The sequence below is a fragment of the Paenibacillus sp. PK4536 genome, from assembly GCF_028594455.2.
Taxonomy (GTDB): Bacteria; Bacillota; Bacilli; order Paenibacillales; family Paenibacillaceae; genus Saccharibacillus; species Saccharibacillus nuruki.
Genome location: NZ_CP126313.1, coordinates 2231729 through 2251266 on the forward strand (window position 1 = coordinate 2231729; position 19538 = coordinate 2251266).

General features: G+C 40.7%; 12 protein-coding genes. 2 read left to right on the forward strand and 10 right to left on the reverse strand.

Annotation, left to right across the window (positions count from 1 at the left end):
* Entirely contained in the window at positions 1-2199 is a 2199-nt protein-coding gene (locus PO903_RS10100) for a glycoside hydrolase family 52 protein (protein WP_273593331.1), read from the forward strand.
* Positions 2200-2552: 353 nt separating this feature from the next.
* Here the strand turns inward: PO903_RS10100 and PO903_RS10105 are convergent, their stop codons facing one another.
* The 10 genes from PO903_RS10105 to PO903_RS10150 form a co-directional block, all read right to left on the reverse strand.
* The gene (locus PO903_RS10105) at positions 2553-5654 is read right to left on the reverse strand and encodes a glycoside hydrolase family 2 TIM barrel-domain containing protein (RefSeq protein ID WP_273593332.1); all 3102 of its coding nucleotides are present in this window, start codon (positions 5652-5654) and stop codon (positions 2553-2555) included.
* Entirely contained in the window at positions 5651-6958 is a 1308-nt protein-coding gene (locus tag PO903_RS10110) for a glycoside hydrolase family 125 protein (RefSeq protein ID WP_502921676.1), read from the reverse strand. Before PO903_RS10110 ends, PO903_RS10105 begins: the two co-directional genes overlap by 4 nt.
* A 3-nt stretch (positions 6959-6961) precedes the next feature.
* Positions 6962-10132 carry an alpha-mannosidase gene (locus tag PO903_RS10115; RefSeq protein WP_273593333.1) on the reverse strand — a complete coding sequence of 1057 codons (3171 nt, stop codon included), beginning with the start codon at positions 10130-10132 and terminating at the stop codon, positions 6962-6964.
* A 16-nt stretch (positions 10133-10148) separates the two neighbouring features.
* A complete protein-coding gene (locus PO903_RS10120; protein WP_069326702.1) occupies positions 10149-11114 on the reverse strand; it encodes a carbohydrate kinase family protein in 966 nt (321 codons plus the stop codon).
* Between the two features lie 98 nt (positions 11115-11212).
* Complete coding sequence (locus tag PO903_RS10125) at positions 11213-12109, reverse strand: carbohydrate ABC transporter permease (RefSeq protein ID WP_137221186.1); 897 nt, start codon at positions 12107-12109, stop codon at positions 11213-11215.
* 111 nt (positions 12110-12220) lie between these two features.
* The gene (locus PO903_RS10130; RefSeq protein WP_083243386.1) at positions 12221-13951 is read right to left on the reverse strand and encodes an extracellular solute-binding protein; all 1731 of its coding nucleotides are present in this window, start codon (positions 13949-13951) and stop codon (positions 12221-12223) included.
* A 56-nt stretch (positions 13952-14007) separates the two neighbouring features.
* Positions 14008-14979: an ABC transporter permease gene (locus tag PO903_RS10135; protein WP_069326700.1), complete on the reverse strand. Its 972-nt coding sequence runs from the start codon at positions 14977-14979 to the stop codon at positions 14008-14010.
* 57 nt (positions 14980-15036) lie between these two features.
* Positions 15037-15798 carry a sugar phosphate isomerase/epimerase family protein gene (locus tag PO903_RS10140; protein ID WP_273593334.1) on the reverse strand — a complete coding sequence of 254 codons (762 nt, stop codon included), beginning with the start codon at positions 15796-15798 and terminating at the stop codon, positions 15037-15039.
* Entirely contained in the window at positions 15795-16721 is a 927-nt protein-coding gene (locus tag PO903_RS10145) for an aldo/keto reductase (protein ID WP_273593335.1), read from the reverse strand. The genes PO903_RS10140 and PO903_RS10145 overlap by 4 nt, the downstream gene beginning before the upstream one ends.
* 365 nt (positions 16722-17086) lie before the next feature.
* Complete coding sequence (locus PO903_RS10150; RefSeq protein ID WP_273593336.1) at positions 17087-18097, reverse strand: LacI family DNA-binding transcriptional regulator; 1011 nt, start codon at positions 18095-18097, stop codon at positions 17087-17089.
* A gap of 234 nt (positions 18098-18331) precedes the next feature.
* On the opposite strand from PO903_RS10150, the gene gutB reads away from it, so the two are divergent.
* Complete coding sequence (gene gutB, locus PO903_RS10155; protein ID WP_273593337.1) at positions 18332-19399, forward strand: sorbitol/xylitol/iditol dehydrogenase GutB; 1068 nt, start codon at positions 18332-18334, stop codon at positions 19397-19399.
* The last annotated feature ends 139 nt before the right edge of the window (positions 19400-19538 follow it).

The following is a 19538-nucleotide window of genomic DNA, read 5'->3' on the forward strand; positions in this document are numbered from 1 at the left end:
ATGAAAAAAAATTCATTTTATAATGTACAACATTCTCCAATTGGCGCATTTGCTAGCTTTACCTTAGGATTCAAAGGAGCTAAAGGAGGACTCGGGTTAGAACTGGGCAAACCAGCAGATGAGAATATCTATATCGGCTTACAATCGAGAGATGGCAAGCGGTATGAAGCGCTTCCTTTTTTTACTTCATTGAATGATGAAAGCTCTCGTTACGATGTAGAAAAGGAGAAACCGACCGACCAGACTTCTACAGAAATAGTCTATTATCAGGATGATGAGATTGAGCGTACATTAGATGTAGCTACAGATACATGGACAGCAGGTGATCTGACATTCAAAATCTATTCTTCTGTTCGCTCTGTTCCTGATCCTGCACAGGCTAATGAAGAAGAACTCAAATCAGCGATTGTGCCTGCTGTATTTGCCGAAATGACGATTGATAATACAGCAGGTAAAGTGAGTAGACGTGCCTTTTTCGGTTATGAAGGTAGCGATCCTTATCGTTCGATGCGGATTATCAAAGAAGCAGATGAATCAGTAGAGCAAATGCAATCCAATGCTTACGCAGGCGTTGGACAAGGCAGACAGACAGCCATCTTATGTGATGACCCTGATGTTACACCTGCACTTGGATTTGCTCTCGAAAAAATATTACAAGAAAAGTATGCAAATAATTTGTATTTTGGCTTGGGCATTGTAGGTGCGTTACTGATGGATGTTCCCGCAGGACAAACACGTACATTCCGTTTTGCGATCTGCTTTTATAAAGAAGGCATTGTCACCACAGGGATAGATACGTCTTACTATTACACTCGTTATTTCAAACGTATCGAAGAAGTCGGTACATATGCGTTAGCTCATTGGGATGCCTTAACTCAAGCATGTGAAGATGCGAATACTTGGATTGGTAATCATCAAGCATTGAATCAAGATCAGCATTTTATGGTGGCACAGTCGATTCATAGTTATTACGGCAGTACGCAGTTGTTACAGACTGAGGATCAGCAACCGCTTTGGATCGTGAATGAAGGAGAATATCGAATGATGAATACACTCGATCTTACAGCAGATCAATTGTATTACGAATTGATTATGAATCCGTGGACAGTGCGTAATGAACTGGAACTGTTTGTAAATCGGTATAGTTATTATGATGAAGTTCGTTTTCCTAAAGATCAGACTAGATATCCAGGTGGGTTATCATTTACACATGATGTGGGCATCGCCAATCATTTTTCCCGTCCACAATATTCGGCTTATGAGCGAGCAGGAATTGATGATTGCTTTTCATATATGAGTCATGAAGAATTGGTAAACTGGCTCTGCTGTGCATTAACCTATATCGAGCAGACACAAGACCATGAATTTAAAGACAAATATATGAATATATTGCAAGATGGACTACAAAGTATGCTCAATCGTGATCATCCTGAAGCAGAACAGCGTAACGGTCTCATGGGACTGGATAGTCATCGTACAGAAGGTGGGGCTGAGATTACCACCTACGATAGTCTGGATGTGTCTCTGGGTCAATCTCGTAACAATATTTATCTAGCAGGTAAATGCTGGGCTGTCTATTTGGCACTAGAGAAATTATTTTCCCAAGAAGGACAGACCGAATACGCAGCACAAGCAGGAGCACAAGCAGATCGCTGCGCCGCTACAGTAACTGCACAGTTGAATGATCAAGGATATATTCCGGCCGTTATTGGCGAAGGCAATGATTCACAGATTATTCCTGCGATCGAAGGCTTGGTATTTCCTTACTTTACCGGTTGTTCTGAAGCACTGGAACGTGATGGACGATTCGCTGATTACTTGAATGCTCTGCATACACATTTGAATACAGTACTGGTTAAAGGAATCTGTTTATTTGAGAATGGAGCTTGGAAATTATCATCCACAAGCAACAACTCATGGTTAAGCAAAATCTATCTATCTCAATTTATCGCACGTGAAATTATGGGACTAACTTGGGATGAACAAGGGCAAACAGCCGATGCTGCTCATGTCGAATGGCTGACTCACCCTGAATATTCTTACTGGTGCTGGAGTGACCAGATTATATCGGGCATTGCTAGCGGTAGCAAATATTATCCACGCGGTGTCACGTCAATTCTCTGGTTATGGGAAAAAGGCGATGGTAAACTGCGTACACCTGAAGCCTTAGCCCACCCCATAGCATCAGCTCATCTATAGAAATTAAAGACTCACAAATTTCATTATCCATACAAAAAGGATTAAATCTTACCCCTCTGCGTACCACCAACAGAGACAAGATTTAATCCTTTTCCATACACAAAATCGTTAGGTTCAACGGGTTTAACCAGCCTAAAAGATTTAATCTATTCAAGGAGTTTATCTCTAGGTTGTTCATCTTTCCTGCCCCATAACCACCCTTGCAGTAGCGAAGGGCATCCTGTTGTTCTGAAAGAGCGAAGCGATCGCCTTTGTGGATGAATCCCTACCGCATAGCGGTTAATCAAGGGATTCATCCACAACAAGCGACGACAAGAACAACAGGATGAACGTAGCGCTGTAACTCCCTCTAACTAATCTTCTTTGAAAAAAGGCATAATCTCCATATCAAAAACAAATTCTTTTTCATATAATTGATACTTTTCAGCAAGTTGAGGGCCACACGAATTCGAGCCAACACCGCTCATTTTGTAATCCAGATGGATAAACGTTTCCGGGCGACGCACCAGTTCATACGTGTGTGTTGCATGCATCAAGTTGGCTGTAGTGTAATGAGAGGCATTAAATGAAAACGGTTGGGAACCTTTGAAATGAAGCCCTGCACCCATCGCTTGTGTAGCACTCATCCAATGCGTTTCAAAGCGAGATCCATTTTCTTGAGGCATAATATAATTGTAAAAAAGGGCATCGACCGTTTTCTCATATTTACCAAAACGTGTACTATGATGCTTATCAATATAACTTTCATGCGGTCCACGTCCAAAATAATCTATATATTCGGTACCTGCTGGCATTGCAAACGTTAGACCAAATCTCGGTAAAAATGGGCTGGTATCTAACACAGTCACTTTTACTTTCAATTCGATCTTTCCATCACTCTGAATCGTCCACCATGCTTGACCACGCAGCACAGGATATTTACTATACGGAGCAAGCGAGAAAGAAGTCGTAATGATCACCGATTGTTCTTCTGCACATGACCAGTGGCTGTTGTATACTTTGGTCGATATATGATCATATCCAATATCTAACCATTGTTCTTTGATATGCATATCGTTATCGATTGGTGCTCTCCAGATTGTAAATTCGGTAGGTTGTTGAAGTAAAGGAACCCCCGATTTGCTCCATTCTGTAAATTGTCCACGTTCCAGATCATAGACATAGCGGAAATCCAATCCTTCGATCACTAAGCGCCCCTGATGTTCAGTAGTCTGTAGTGGATATCGAAGTGAATCTAAAGAGTAACGCTCTGTTAAAATTTCGTCTATCGCTATAGCATCAGCAGGAATATAGAATTGAGTAAAAGCAATCTCATAACCAATTGGAGCCCATACTGTTTCTGTAGCCGTCCGTATAGAGAAGGTAAGATAACGAAGCGGATGATGATGTTCCAAAGCTAAATTCGGCAAAGTAATTGTAGCTGAATCTTGTGGAGCAATAGTAGGCATCGACAATGTACCTTGCTCGATAAGTAGACCTTCATCTTCGATTTTCCAGTGTAATATCAAGTGAGATACATCGGTGAAATCGTATAGATTAGTAATGCTAAATTGATTCCCTATTGCAGTATCTGTTCTTCCTTCGACTGTAATTAAAGCTTCGATTCGTACAGGAGCCATGATTTCTTTCAATTCTAATAACCCGGCATGTGGCTTACGATCTGGTGAAACTAGACCATCGATACAGAAATTGCTATCATTCGGTTGATCTCCAAAATCTCCACCATACGCATAATAAGATTGACCTGTTGCACTAACTTGAGCTATTCCGTGATCAACCCATTCCCACACGCAACCACCCATTAATTTGGGATAAGCATAGATCGCGTCCCAGTATGACTTGAGATCACCCGGGCCGTTACCCATAGCATGACTGTATTCGCATAAAAATAAAGGTTTGGTAGTAGTATCATCATTCGCGTAAGCAATAATATCCACAGGAGAAGAATACATACGACTTTCCACATCTAAGACACTTACATCTTCATGCCCTTTATAACTAGGAGCCGCACCTTCATAATGAACAAGGCGAGAAGGATCACGTTCTCTTGTCCATCGTGCCATCGCAATATGATTGATATCGTAACCCGATTCATTTCCCATCGACCACATAATCACTGATGCAAAATTTTTGTCTCGTTCCACCAAGCGAACAGCACGTTCAACAAAAGCTTCTTGCCAGTCTGGATTGACAGATAGTTGATGAAAAGCACCTTCTGCAAAATCTTCAGGTATACCGATACCATGACACTCCAGATCCACTTCATCAATCACATAAAATCCGTATTCATCACAATATTCCATAAATTTAGGATCATTCGGATAATGAGAAGTACGAATCGTATTGATATTATGTTGCTTCATTAATTGCAGATCAGTCAGCATATGTTGTACAGGAATCGTCTGTCCAAGTTCTGGATGAGAATCATGACGATTAACACCTTTAAGCTTAATAGGCTTTTTATTAATCTGAAATACACCTTCAGGTGTCACTTCGATCTGACGCAGACCTACTGCAAATCGTAATACTTCTCTGCCTGCTTTGAGATATAAGCTGTATAGCGCAGGAGATTCTGCATTCCAAAGAATTGGATGGGTAATCTCCATGTCCAAAGATCCCCTTTGATCCAATAAAGCGGTTGTTGTTAACAGTTCGGTACCGTCAGGTGATAATAGAATCGCTTGAACTTCCAGATGTTCGTTCTCTTGTGATGATGTGGAGCAGTCCAGTTGGATATTCAGTCTAGCTTGATGGTAGTGATCATGGTCATAATCCAAAGACTGCTGGATAAATACATCTCGAATATGCTGACGATCACGAGTAAGTAGATACACATCACGGAAGATACCGTTATAACGCCACATATCCTGATCTTCCAGATAAGAACCTTCACACCATTTGAGAACCAACACAGCGATACGATTGATCCCTTCTTGCAAATAAGGGCTTACACAGAATTCAGCAGGGACACGACTGCCCTGACTGTAACCGACAAACTGTCCATTTACCCATAGATATAGACAAGATTGAACACCTTCAAATACAAGATACGATTCTCGATCTTGCCAACCATGCTGTAATCGTATTTCTTTGACATAAGCGCCAGCTGGATTCTGATCAGGAATAAATGGCGGATCACATGGAAATGGATAACTTAGATTCGTATAATGTTGTTGGTCATAGCCATTTGTCTGCCAGCAAGAAGGAACAAGCAAAGAGTCCCATGTCTGTACATCATATTCAGGCATAAAAAAAGCAGGTTCTACATCACGTACAGCATCATAATAACGGAATTGCCAGCCTCCATTTAGCGACTGATAAAAAGGAGATTTACCACGTTGACGTGTACGTGCGCTTGGCATATCTGCATATGGAATATAATACGCTCGGGCAGGCTCACGATTCACTTGCAATACATTCAGGTCTTTCCAATAGCTAGGAATGATCGTATTCATAGGGAAGATGGCTCCTTACTGGATTGAAGTGCGTACTGACTAACAAATTCAGCGAATAAACTATTTGCCCATGCAAACCATGGACGAGTAAATAGAGTAGGGTCGTCTTTATGAAATCCTTCATGCATAAATCCTGTACTGGCATGGGTAGTAGACAGCACATGAAGGATAGATTCTATTTCGCCAGGATCGGTAGAAGTTAATCCTTGCATACACAATGCGATATGCCAGATATAATCGGTCGGCGTATGCGGGCTACCGATTCCACTGGCTGCTGTACCGCTGAAATAATAGGGATTGTGTTCGCTTAATACAAATGCACGTGTATTTTGATATACGATATCATCGACAGGGCGATAACCCAAATAAGGAATTGATAAAAGACTGGGCACATTCGCATCGTCCATTAGATTGTGATTGCCTTGACCATCTGTTTCATACGCATAGATTTTGCCATATTGAGGATGGATCACTGTTCCATAATTTTCGATACCAAAATTGATTTCTTCTTGTAAACGCAGTGCTTTAGAAGCGAGACGCTCATCATTGTAAAGCTCGATCGCTATTTCTGCCATATAACCAAGCACGACAGAAGCAAACATATTGGATGGAATCAGATAACCAAATGTACAAGCATCATCACTAGGGCGAAATCCTGACCATGTCATACCTGTATACGACGTAGGCATACCTTTTCCCTGATTACGAAGTGTATCGGAAGGAGGACAATCTTCACGCATAAATGTATAAGGAGAATGGTCATCATGGTATTGTTCACAACGCCAGAGATCTATAATACGATGCATCACGATGCGAAAAGATTCATCAAACAAGTCAGTACGACCTGTCATTTTCCAAAATAAATAACTCAGTTGAATCGGGTAACAGAGCGAATCAATCTCATACTTACGTTCCCATACCCATGCATTCAATTCAGTAAGATCGATATCGTAGCGATTATCATTATCTTCACAGTTAAAAGCATTTCCATATGGATCAATACCGATATAGAAAATCTGGCGACGAATCACACCTGCAATGATATCAGCTACTTCAGGATCACTAGATGCCACAGGTAAGTAATGACGAACTTGAGCAGTAGAATCTCGTAACCACATGGCTGGAATATCTCCTGTAATCACAAATGTACTACCATCTTCTAATACCTGTAATGTTGTCTCATACGTATTGGCATAACAATTCCGGAACATCCCCTGAAGTTCAGGGAAATGTTCCAATTGTTGTTCAACGTGCTGAATATAATCATGCATAGCTGTCGTGAGTTGCAAAGGTTGAGAAGTCATAGGTTACACCTCTTGAAGAGAGATTAGGAATGTACGAATTTCATAAGGTGCAATGTCTATCGACAATGGAGAATGATGTTGTTCACCAATCGGTTGTTCCATCAGATTACATTCTTGCCAGCTAGTGATTTTTAGATCACTAGTGATCTGAAGTGCTGAACGGATACCACCATATTCATGAACACGAAGTACAACCAGATCGTGATCTTCTGCTTTTTTGACTGCATCAATCATGACATGTGAAGCAGACAGAGTGAACATAGAGAATGAAGAAGGCTGTGTACTTAAGACACGCGCTGTACCTGAAGCGATCTGAAAAGGTTGATTTAATAACCATGCTTCTTGAACGGTATGCCCATCTAACCAATCTCCAGCATGAGGGTAAAGTGAATACGTAAACTCGTGTTGCCCGTAATCTGCTTGCGGATCAGGGTAGATCGCAGATTTGAGAAGCGACAGACGCATCACATTGTCTTTAATATCATATCCATATTTGCAATCGTTCAGCAGACTCACACCATAATTACGCTCAGACAAATCAGCCCATTGATGACCTACACTTTCAAATCGTGCCCAATCCCAGCTTGTATTCCAGTGAGTAGGACGCTTCACATTACCGAACTGGATATCATAGGTAGCTTCTGTAGAACGAATCTGCACAGGGAAAGCGACTTTGAGTAATTTTTGACGTTCTTTCCAATCGACATGTGTTTTGAAGTCGATTCGGCGACTATGAGCATACACGATTAATTGCTGTGTGATCACAGTCTCATCATACTGCCAGACAAATTCTACTATGGTCTGAAGCGTTCCTGTTTCCAGTAAACGTACAGAGATGAGATGATTGATTTCTTCCATCTTTTCTTGATAAAAAATATCGATATCCCATGAATCAAAGTTCATCGGTTTGTCTTCAAACAGTTGTAATACATTGCCTCGAGCTTCTGGAGCAAGTACTTGACGTAAATTTTCCAAATCTATAATTTGAATCAGTTGTCCTTGTTCATTCCATTGCAGTTCATAATAAGGAGTCACTAATTTGCCTTCTTCATATAAGAAAGGTACAGAATCTACTGTTGTCGTATCGTCGGAATCAACAACAGGCTGATAGTGAATCGTACGTACTCCCATTGATGGAAGGAGAGGTGTGTGAACAATCCAGTGATCGCTTGCACGTTGCACTTGTAAAGGATGTTGCTGATCGTCTGTCCATGTGTACGCATCGGCTCCACATAATGCAAATGGAATCTGAACCGTAGACGAGACTGCCCATGAAGAACTATTGAATACAGTGATGGTGTGATCATCTGTTGTTGTTAATACTGTTGAAGCAGATGTCCATGCTTGCTCACCGATCTGCTGAGCTTGGGCATATTCTTTGGTGCTATCTTCATAGACTTCTGCAATCGAAGAGCCTGGAATAATATCATGGAATTGATTACGCAAAATGATTTTCCAGCCTTCATTTAATTCTTGCTGATTGTAGTTTGACCAGTCGGACTGAAGGATGCTACTCATCGTCTGTAGCCATTCGGTTTCCCGATAAAATAACTCTAATTTACGATTCATTTTTTTGTTATATGCCTGACTGGTATACGTACCACGGTGATATTCCAGATACAATTCCCCATCCCATGTATGCACATAACGATCCGTCTGATCGAACGACTGATGCAACTGTTCGAAATAATCGTCAGCCCGTCCAGTGGTTACATGAGGAACACCCGGTATACGATCCAATTGACGACGAAGTTCTAACATTTCACGATTTACGCCACCGCCGCCATCTCCATATCCGTAGGATAAGAGTAAGTTCTGATTGACTTCCTTGTTCTGATAACTATTCCAGATGCCTTGAACAGTCTGAGCTTCAATCAACCCATTATACGTATAAAAGAAAGAATTACCGCCTTCCCAATCATCTGGTGTCGTAATAAAATGAGTCAGTACTTCTGAACCATCAATACCACGCCATTGGAACGTATCATGCGGCATCCGATTGACTTGATTCCAACTGATTTTGGTCGTCATAAATGTATCAAAACCTGATTTTTTTAAAATTTGTGGCAATGCCCAGCTGTAACCGAATACGTCGGGTAACCACAAATAACTACTAGATACACCAAATTCTTGTTCGAAAAAGCGCGTTCCGAATAAAAATTGTCGTACAAGCGATTCGCCAGAAGTTAAATTACAATCGGCTTCTACCCACATGCCACCGCCAGCTTCCCAGCGACCTTCGGCAATACGTGCTTTAATCTTTTCATAAATATCAGGATAATCTTGCTTAATATAGTCGTACAATTGAGGTTGTGTCTGAAGAAAAATATAATCAGGATCATGTTCCATTAAGCGCAGTACAGTGGAGAAGGAGCGTGCTGCTTTTTCACGGGTATGCTTCAAGCGCCATAACCAAGCGACATCAATATGTGTATGTCCAAGAGCGGTCACAGTGACAGGATGAGTCTGCTTCATCGTATCTAATTGTTGATCTAACTGCTTAGCAGCAGCGTAGACTGATTCATAGAAAAGGTCTGAGCCGGGCTTCGACCAATTGATCAGCTGGAACGATTGATCCAGACATGTGATCAAAGCAGAACGTTCATACACCGTTTCTGGTAGAATCGTGATCGCTTGTAAGATGGCTTTAGCAGTATAAAAAAAGGTATCCACTTGTCGATCCAACCATGCGATCTGTGAGCGTTTGAGCTGATGATTCATTTCACGAGGAATGCCACCACCTTCAAGCCCTGACCATAAGCGGAAATCAAGCCGGGCTTCACCAGAGTATCCCACGGGAAGAATCATCTCGATATGATTGCTATCTACACCCTGATAAGGCTGATTGTTCCAGTACGCTAATGATTCAAATCCACCATTGTTACCGCCTTCGGTGATACCAAAGTCGAACAGTCCAACTACAGTATGGTTACACCATGCCACAGGAACGTTAACAGAGGCAGAGAGCCATAGATAACGGTCTCTACCTTTCCAAAAATCGCCTGTACGCATCACTGTATTCGGATGATCTAGTGTTGCTGTTGGGGGGCGCATCCCATTTTCACCTGTGATATCTTCGATTGCGATGTATTCGGATACCTCAAAAGCCTCCCGATAACGGAGTGGTTCAAGTTGCTCAAGACGTTTTTTTAATTTATCTTCTGTGAAAAACATAGTGTGCCTCCCTTAATCAGACAATAACTTCCCAATCGTCTGCAATATGTCCAGCTTGTTTGGCGATAAAATCTTCGACTCCTGCTTGATCCGGTATCCCTGTATTGCCACCATAAGCCGATACTGAAAGGGCTCCGCACGCATTGCCATATTGCAGACATTCTCCTGTATCGTGTCCGGTTAATACACCATACATGTACCCCGCATTAAAACTATCTCCAGCACCTGTTGTATCGACTGCTGTAATCGTGTACGCAGAGCGGTAGACCATTTGATGATTCTGTACAGAAACGGCACCACGTGAGCCCATTTTAACAACCAAATGTTCAGCGTGTTGCGACATTTTGTTAATCGACTCACGAATTTCGCTACAACCTGTGTAATGTAATGCTTCCAGTTCATTGAGAAAGAAAATATCAACTTCACTCATAATTTCAAAAATACCGCTGTACCATTCACCGCTATCGTCCCAACCCACATCAAAAGAAATTGTAGCGCCAAAAGATTTGATCTTTTTGATCATTTGAATATACGCATCATGATTACGACTACCTTGATAACCGGTTAAATGCACATGTCGACCGTATCGCATACTGTTTTCATTCAAGTCTTCCATCCGAACTTCAGCATTAGAACCCATATAGGTGATAAAAGAACGATCTTGTTCAGGGTTAATCGCAATCGAAATTCCAGTGTTATTATGTTCACTTTGACGAATATAAGAGGTATCAATATTCAATTCACTGAACTCATCCAAAATAAAACGACCATAATAATCACTTCCCAAAACGCCATTAAAAGCGACTTTGAGTCCCATTTTAGCGAGTGCCATCGAGAATAGAGCAGCACCACCGCCAATATGAATCAGCATATTTTTGACGAAAACTTCTTGACCTGGAAGTGGCATCTGATCACTGCCTGCCACAATCAGATCAATATTAGCATCACCGATAGAGACAACATCGTATTGTTTTTCGTTCAATGATAATCCCTCATTTATTTAAGGACGTAGCGCATCCCGATTTGTGTACTCTATTTCTGTAGGGTAATGGTAATCGCCCATCGGTTGAGATATTGGAATTATCCTTTGACCGATCCGACCATAATCCCTTGGACAAAATACTTCTGAATAAACGGATAAACGGTAGCAATCGGCACAACAGAGATCATCACCATCGCCATCTTCATCGATTCGGTAGTGACCGAGTTACCGGCGCTCATCATCGCATTCATGGATAAGTTTTTACGCATCGCCTCAGCAGCAGTTAACATTTGTTGTAATATCGTCTGCAAAGGTCTTAATTTCTCATCTGTGACATAGAATGCGCCAGAGAACCAATCATTCCAGTGCATAACCCCATTAAAAAGACAGATCACGGATAAGACCGGCATACTAAGCGGAATATAGATACGGAATAACACTTGAAAATCATGAGCACCATCGATCTTCGCAGATTCTTCCATACTTTGATCAATCGATTGGAAAAAGGTACGAACCAGTATTAGATTCCATGCGCTATACAGGGTAGGGATAATGTATACCCAGATGGTATTGTTCAAGTTGAACATTTTCAAAACCATAAAGTAAGGAATAATACCGCCATTAAACAACATAGTGAAGACGATAAAAATACTAGCTATACCGACACCGGGTAGGTTTTTATTTTTAAGTGCAAAAGCCGCCATCGATGTAAGCAATACACTTAGAAAAGTTCCTATAATCGTACGAAATAAAGTGACTTCCATACCTTGCAATACCGCTGGATTTTTGAAGACTTCAATATAGTTAGAGACAGAGAAGACACGAGGCCAGAATGCAATACCACCGAGCGAAGCATCTTTACCGTCATTTAAAGAAAGCGCCAGAATATTAACAAGTGGCATCAGAATAACCAGACACAATACCACCAATAACATATAGTTGATCACAATAGCGATGCGCTCATTGAGCGGTGCGTTGCCTACTGCTTTATCCATCTGCATAACCTCCGCAGTTTTAATTTGATAGGGGATGCTTGAACATCACATCCCCTGAGCAGTTCAGTGGTACAACATGATCAGATCATTGAGGATACTTACGACTTGTTTTTAGAAAAAGGCATCAATATAGAACACGACAGAAGAAGGATCGGCATTGTATTTCTCTTGTAAATATTTCTCGTATTGTTCGACTCCAGCATCTTTGAGCTGTTGACGATAATCATCAAGTAGTTTTGTAGCTTCAGTCATATCTTTAGCGAAAAAGGCTTGTACAAGCACATCTTTGTACGAATCCAGTACCGGTTTGAGTGATGCTTCAATATCAGGAACTTCTGCTAAATAAGAAGCTGCGGTATAACCATCCCAGTATTTGTATTTCGGATTACCATAATTCATCAATTCAAAATACAGTTTGTAACGATCCGGTTGGGAATTCGCACTACGGATCAATTCACCGAAATCTTTATTATTGTTCACATCGGTTTTGCCAAGTAGACTTCCCCAGAAATAAGGGATCGTATTGCGTTCTTCACCTGGATTATTTTTCATGACATCAAGTACTTTGTCTGTATAGATATATTGCCCTTTGTCATTGACCTTGTAATCTTCGCCTTCAACACCATAGTTCCATAGCGTTTTACCTTCTTTACTGGCTAGGTAGTCCATGTATTGAATAATTTGTTCTGGATTTTTGGTAGTGGAAGGGATAGCGACCACTTGGCTACCTGATTTTTCTTTTTCATAAATAGCAGTTTCGCCTTTGTAATTTTCCATTTGATCCATTGGTAAATATTTTGTTTTTTCAAACATCGTTAATGAATCAGGAGCGATATTCATATAGGAAGAGATGGCGTAAGAACCATTATTGTAAGCTTCTTCTGCACGAACACCATCCATATTGAAAGCTTCTTTGTCGAGTAGACCTTCTCTAAGCAATTTTTGTACAAATTCAATACTTTTTAGTGCGTAATCGGTCTCAGCTACATGTTTAACTTGTCCATTATCAACATCAAATTGTGTACCGTTACCGAAATCGAAGTTTTTGAACAGCGTACTGGTGACTTGACCGCCCCATTTACGTGGGCCAATCACAGTGATTGGTTTACCATTATTATCTTTAAAGTTTCCAGCTTTGATTTTGATTGCTAGATTGTATAGATCATCTTGTGTTTTGATGGTAGAAGGATCAACATTTAATGCTTTCGCAATATCTGCGCGAAGCCATAATCCACCACGGTAGTGAATACGGTCAGCATCGGTTGTATTTTTGGCAGGAATATTCATATGAATAAAGTACACTTTACCACCAAACTCTGGGCGGAACATCACGTTTTCTTTAGTATCACGAGGTAAGAAATCTGGGTCGAGATAGTTTTTGAGCACTTTGGTATTTTTGAGGTAAGGGCTTAAGTCTGTGAATAGACCTTCACGAGCACCTTTGAGAAGTACATTCATTTCAGGGCGACCACCATGATCGAGATAAGCTTCAATCACATCAGGTAAATCTCCAGTCGCTAGTGCTACTGTTAATTCTTGGAGTCCATCTGCTGCACCGCTGGATTGCCAGTTGATCGTCATGCCTGTTTTTTCTTTGATTTTGAGGGCTATCGGGTTCCCCACTTGATCATCAGGTAATTGTGCACCATCACCTTCAAGAAAAATACGTCCGGTCAAATCACGATTGGCGATAAATCCACCTTCACCGCTTTTGCGACCATCCGCAGCTACTTGGCTAGTCGCTTCACTACCACTACTGTCTGAAGAACAAGCAGACAACAACACAACCATGAACAATAAGAGACAAAGTGTAAGTGAAGTTTGGCGTTTGATCGTTTTCAATGAAATCACTCCAAATGGTTTATTGAATTACAGGGGAGTTACCGATTGAGTTAGGACTACCAGAGACTGGCTTCATTTTTACTAAAGCGTTTGACTAGATAGTTGGTTACCACAACGAGGATTAAGCCGACAAGACCTTGTAAAAGACCAACTGCTGCACCATATCCATATTGTCCTTGCATCATACCTACACGTAATACATAGGTGTCTAGAATATCGGAATAATCCGAGTTACCCGCAGTACGAAGCAAATAGTTTTGCTCATATCCTGTAGTTAACAGACTACCAATATCCAAAATAAACAGGATGGCAATGGTAGGACGAATAGAAGGGAGTGTAATATGCCAGATTTTACGCCATTTGCTTGCGCCATCCATTTCAGCGGCTTCATAAAGGGTAGGATCGATTCCAGCCATCGAAGCTAGATAGATAATAGAACCCCAACCGATATTTTTCCAAAGATACGTCAGAAACATAATGAGATAGAAATAATGACCATCCATCATGTAGAAAATACTACCGTCGCCACCGAGAGCAGCCATAAATTGATTGAAAATGCCATCATCAGGAGCTAGAATTTTATTGGTAAATGCGGCAACAACCACCCAGGAGAGGAAGTAAGGGAGATAGGAGATCGTTTGGGTGATCGATTTGAAACGTTTGGAGCGAACTTCATTTAGCATTAAAGCAAGTAAGATCGGGAAAGGGAAATACACAATAATTTTGAGGAATCCAACAATAAACGTATTGAGAATTAGCTGTGTGGCATCCGGGTAAGAGAAGAATAATTTGAAGTAGCGAAGCCCTACCCACGGACCACCGAACATTCCTGCATTGAATCGAAATTCTTTAAATGCCATCACCAGTCCTGCCATAGGAAGGTAGGAGAAGATAACAAAAAAGATAAGACACGGTAGCAACATCAGGTACAAGTAGCGGTTAACAACAATCGTTTTCCATAGTCCTGCCGAAGATGCTTTTTTGCTCTTCGTTGATTTTTTCGGAACGGAATCCAGTTCGGCTTGCATGGCACTACTCCTTTCATACTGGCGAATACACATGTATAGCGAAATGATACGGGTAGATTAGAGCGTTTTGATTAATGTATTTAAATAATTCAGACTGGATTCCAGACTATCCATCGGTGAACCTGGGCAATAATCCTGTTCAACAGCGTACCACTCGACCCCATTCTGTTCGCCCCATTGTAAAAGAGGAGCAAAATCGATGGTACCGCTACCTATTTCAGCGAAATAGCGCTGTTCATCGTTTGTCATATCTTTAAAATGTAAGATCGGCATACGGTGAGCATATTGACGAATAATAGTGAGCGGATCAAGATCAGCTTTTTTCACCCAATACGTATCAATCTCTGCATAGACAGGTGTCGCTTCATCATATTCAAGTAAATATTGCAGTGCATATTGACCTTCCATCATCGTATGAAATTCCCAATCATGATTATGAAATCCCACTCGATAACCTTTTGGCGATACAATAGCAGATACTTTGCGTAGCTCGCGTCTCACATAGAGATAGCCTTCTTCATTTTTGTGCTCATCAGGTAGAGAGTGACAGATCATATCCGGTGTACCAAAAAGATCAGCTTCAATGATGACTTGATCCAAATCATTTTTCATTCGTTCTAAACCCACATGCATCCCAGCAGTGCGAAGACCTATTTGTTGCATAACAGCGGCGATCTCGGCAGGATCATTACCATGTAGCCCATCAATCTGGACGGCTGTCCAACCCATTTTGCGAAGTTCTTTGAGCGTGTAAATAAAGTCCTGTTTGAGTTCATTGCGTACTGTAAACAATTGAGCAGCTAATTTATGTTGGATCATGATCGTTCATCCCTTTCCAAATTAAGCCATTGTAGATCAGATTCGTTGATATCCAACGACAACACTGCAAAAGATTGAGCCAATTCATCCGAAGTACGAGGGCCGATAATGGCGGCAGTTGGAAATGGACGATGAAGAACAAAATAAAGCGCAATTTGCGTAGGGGTAACTTTTTTCTCATCTGCTAAGATCACAGCGCGACGATAGCGTTCCCAATTCGGTTCGCTGTAATACACGCGTACCATTTCTTCATTAGATCGATCTTCTGGAGAAAAAGCACCGGAGAAAAATCCACCTGCTTGTGCTGACCAAGAGAGTAGTGGTAACTGGTTGTTATCATGCCATAAAGTGGTATTTTCATCCGCCGATACGCAACCCGGCCAACGTGCTTCTAAAGCAATAGCAAGAGAAAGGTTAGGGCTGTTGAATGTGAATCCTTTTAACCCTTGCCGTTCTGCATAATCATTCGCTTGTTGAATTCGTTGATAACTCCAGTTCGAAGCACCAAATGTACGAATCCGACCTTGAGATAAATGTTCGTTAAGGATATCGATAATGGGTTCGACAGCAACCGATTCATCATCTCGATGTAGCGCATACAGATCAATATAATCGGTACCCAACCGCTCAAGACTAATCAGTAGATCATGGGTGATCGATTCGGGATTGACTCTGGCAGTGGTCTCACCCTTGAGAGGATGAACACATTTGCTAAGTAACACCAATTGATCACGATTGTTGTTCTCTTTCATCCATTGTCCAATAATGACTTCGCTATTGGTGTATTGGTATGCCATATCAATAGTAGTACCGCCAGCAGCTACAAATTCATCCAAAATCCATGTACCATTCATTTTCGATAAATCACCTGTGCCTATAATCAAGGGTGAAACGGTTATTTCATCGACAATAATTGTTTTCAACTGAATTCCTCCTTTTATGGAATCGATACCATACGGATATCTAAGCCATTTTATAAGAACAACTATAATGAGAAACAAGTGAAGCAAACAACAATTTCTATAATATGGTATCGATTCCAGAAAGTTAAGAAATGTGATATCTGTTATCTGGAATCGATACCACATTGTGAACCTAACTTTACATATACAATGAATGACTTGGGACTGAGAAAAGGAAGATAAAGCTGTTAAATTGATAAATAATGTGAGGTTAACTAACTTATGAAGTGTCTTAGAAGAAGATTTATGTTGAAATCGTTCTGATATGAGACATTATATTACGTATCTTTTACAAATAACAAGTACAAATTTGAAATGAATTTAATTTATTTTATTTTTTTACAACTATCTCTTACAACCAGTTCATGCTGTAAAACGATATCTGTTTTTTGTTGTGTTTTGGGACGTGTAATTAATTTGTGTAGACTTTCTAATGAAATCTGTCCCATTTCATAAATGGGTTGTTGCATCGACGTGATTGCCGGACGAACAATATTAGTGATTGTACTACCATCAAATCCGATAATCGAAATATCATCAGGAACATGTAATCCTTGATCCAGTGCACAGTTCAAAGCACCTACAGCCATATCATCACTTGCTGCAAACACAACTGTGGGGCGATTTGGAAGTGCAAGTAGTTCTTTCATCAATGCTTGTCCGCTAGGAAGCTTATAATCACCAAACTTAATATAATCAGGATTGATAGCGATCTCATGTTTGATCAAAGCGTCACGAAATCCATTGTATCGACTCTGCCCTGAAGTAATATCCTGTAGATCACCACCCAGATAAGAAATAGCTGTGTGACCTGCATCAATTAAGTACTCTGTAGCATCAAAAGCCGCCTGATAATCATCGATCAATACAGACATAAATGTAGGATCAGGAGATTTCACACTGGAAAATAAAATCGGCATCGTTGCATTTTGCACAAACGATACAATATCATCATTTGTTTTTTCATGCATAATAATAATGCCTTCTACTCTCATTTCCTGAAAAATATACAGGTACTTGAGTTCTTTACTCAGGTTCTCTGCAATATTGCAGACGATCAAGTTATAACCATATTTACTTGCATTTTCTTCAATACTACTCAAAATGGTCGAGTAGAAGTTGGAGGTAAGATCGGGAACGATAACACCAATCGTATTTGTTTTTTGTTTTTTGAGACTACGAGCAATATGGCTAGGGGAATATTTGAGTTCTTCAATTGCTTCATTTACTCGTGCCAGTACATCTTCGCTAACATATTTCTCACCGTTCAATACTCTGGATACACTGGTGACGGATACGCCGGCTCTTTTTGCAACATCTTTGATTTTGACAGTCATATCGCCAACTCCCTCAACTGGAAAAAAAGTAAGAGTATTTGTATCAAAAAGTACAATCGCTCTTTACCATATATTGACGAATCCCTGCATTTTCGTCAATCATTCCCTGAAATTAGCGAAGAGATGGATAGCCAATCATTTTAACTTCCAGCTATTAAATGTTAAACTATATCTGTAAGTAAGCGCTATCATATCATGAAATTTTGCAGATTGCTAGAGGGAGGAAAAAATTTTATGTCGAAACATGTTGAGATTCCCAAAACGATGAAAGCAGCTGTTATGACAGAGCCAGGTCACATCATTATCGAAGAAATTCCGGTTCCTATACCTCAGCCAGATGAAGTATTAATTCAAGTGATTGCTGTAGGCGTATGCGGATCAGATGTACATTATTATGAGCATGGACGTATAGGTCCTTACGTGGTTGAAAAGCCTATTATTTTGGGACATGAATGTGCAGGAATAGTAGTGAGTACAGGTGAAAAAGTATCACGTTTTAACGTCGGAGATCGAGTCGCTATCGAACCGGGAGTAACGTGTGGGCATTGTGAATATTGCAAAGAAGGACGTTATAATTTGTGTCCAGAGGTACAATTTTTGGCGACACCACCTGTTGATGGAGCATTTGTTCAATATATTGTGATGCGTCAGGATTTTGTTTTTCCTATTCCAGACCATCTTTCTTTTGAAGAAGCCGCTATGAATGAACCTTTTTCAGTAGGAATTCATGCCGCTAGACGTTGTCATCTACAGCCCGGTTCTACAATAGCGATTATGGGAATGGGACCTGTTGGATTAATGGCTGTGGCTGCTGCCAAATGTTTTGGAGGTACACGTATTATCGTCACTGATCTAGAACCAGTACGACTAGAAGCTGCTCGCAAAATGGGTGCGACTGAAGTGATTAATGTCAGAGAAGAAGATGCTGTTGCCAAGATCAGAGAGTTAACGGGTGGCAGAGGCGTCGATGTCGCATGGGAAACAGCAGGAAATCCCAAAGCATTACAAAGTGCGTTATCATCTATTCGCCGTGGTGGGAAATTAGTGATTGTTGGACTGCCTCCACAAGATCAGATTCCTATTAATGTGCCTGCGATTGCGGATAATGAGATCGATATTTATGGTGTGTTCCGTTATGCCAATACATACCCGATGGGAATTGAATTTCTCTCTTCAGGTAAAGTGGATGCCAACATCATAATTACAGACAAATATCCACTATCTCAAACTCAAGAAGCTATGGAACGAGCGATCCATCACAAAAATGCCAGCCTCAAAATTATTGTTTATCCAAATGAGTGAATAATATTCAAAAAATGTCGTAAGTTGCCGATATTAGGGGGAGAGCTCTAATATTGGCGACTTTTTCTATTTTTCAGAGAAATAAGGATGTTTTTAGCTGATATCTATCGAACAAAGCATACAGTTTGAATGTATACAC

Excerpts from the sequence above, each read along its gene's own strand:
- PO903_RS10100 (WP_273593331.1), top strand. The coding sequence starts at position 1 with ATGAAAAAAAATTCATTTTATAATGTACAACATTCTCCAATTGGCGCA.
- PO903_RS10105 (WP_273593332.1), bottom strand. The coding sequence starts at position 5,654 with ATGAATACGATCATTCCTAGCTATTGGAAAGACCTGAATGTATTGCAA.
- PO903_RS10110 (WP_502921676.1), bottom strand. The coding sequence starts at position 6,958 with ATGACTTCTCAACCTTTGCAACTCACGACAGCTATGCATGATTATATT.
- PO903_RS10115 (WP_273593333.1), bottom strand. The coding sequence starts at position 10,132 with ATGTTTTTCACAGAAGATAAATTAAAAAAACGTCTTGAGCAACTTGAA.
- PO903_RS10125 (WP_137221186.1), bottom strand. The coding sequence starts at position 12,109 with ATGGATAAAGCAGTAGGCAACGCACCGCTCAATGAGCGCATCGCTATT.
- PO903_RS10135 (WP_069326700.1), bottom strand. The coding sequence starts at position 14,979 with ATGCAAGCCGAACTGGATTCCGTTCCGAAAAAATCAACGAAGAGCAAA.
- PO903_RS10140 (WP_273593334.1), bottom strand. The coding sequence starts at position 15,798 with ATGATCCAACATAAATTAGCTGCTCAATTGTTTACAGTACGCAATGAA.
- PO903_RS10150 (WP_273593336.1), bottom strand. The coding sequence starts at position 18,097 with ATGACTGTCAAAATCAAAGATGTTGCAAAAAGAGCCGGCGTATCCGTC.
- gutB (WP_273593337.1), top strand. The coding sequence starts at position 18,332 with ATGTCGAAACATGTTGAGATTCCCAAAACGATGAAAGCAGCTGTTATG.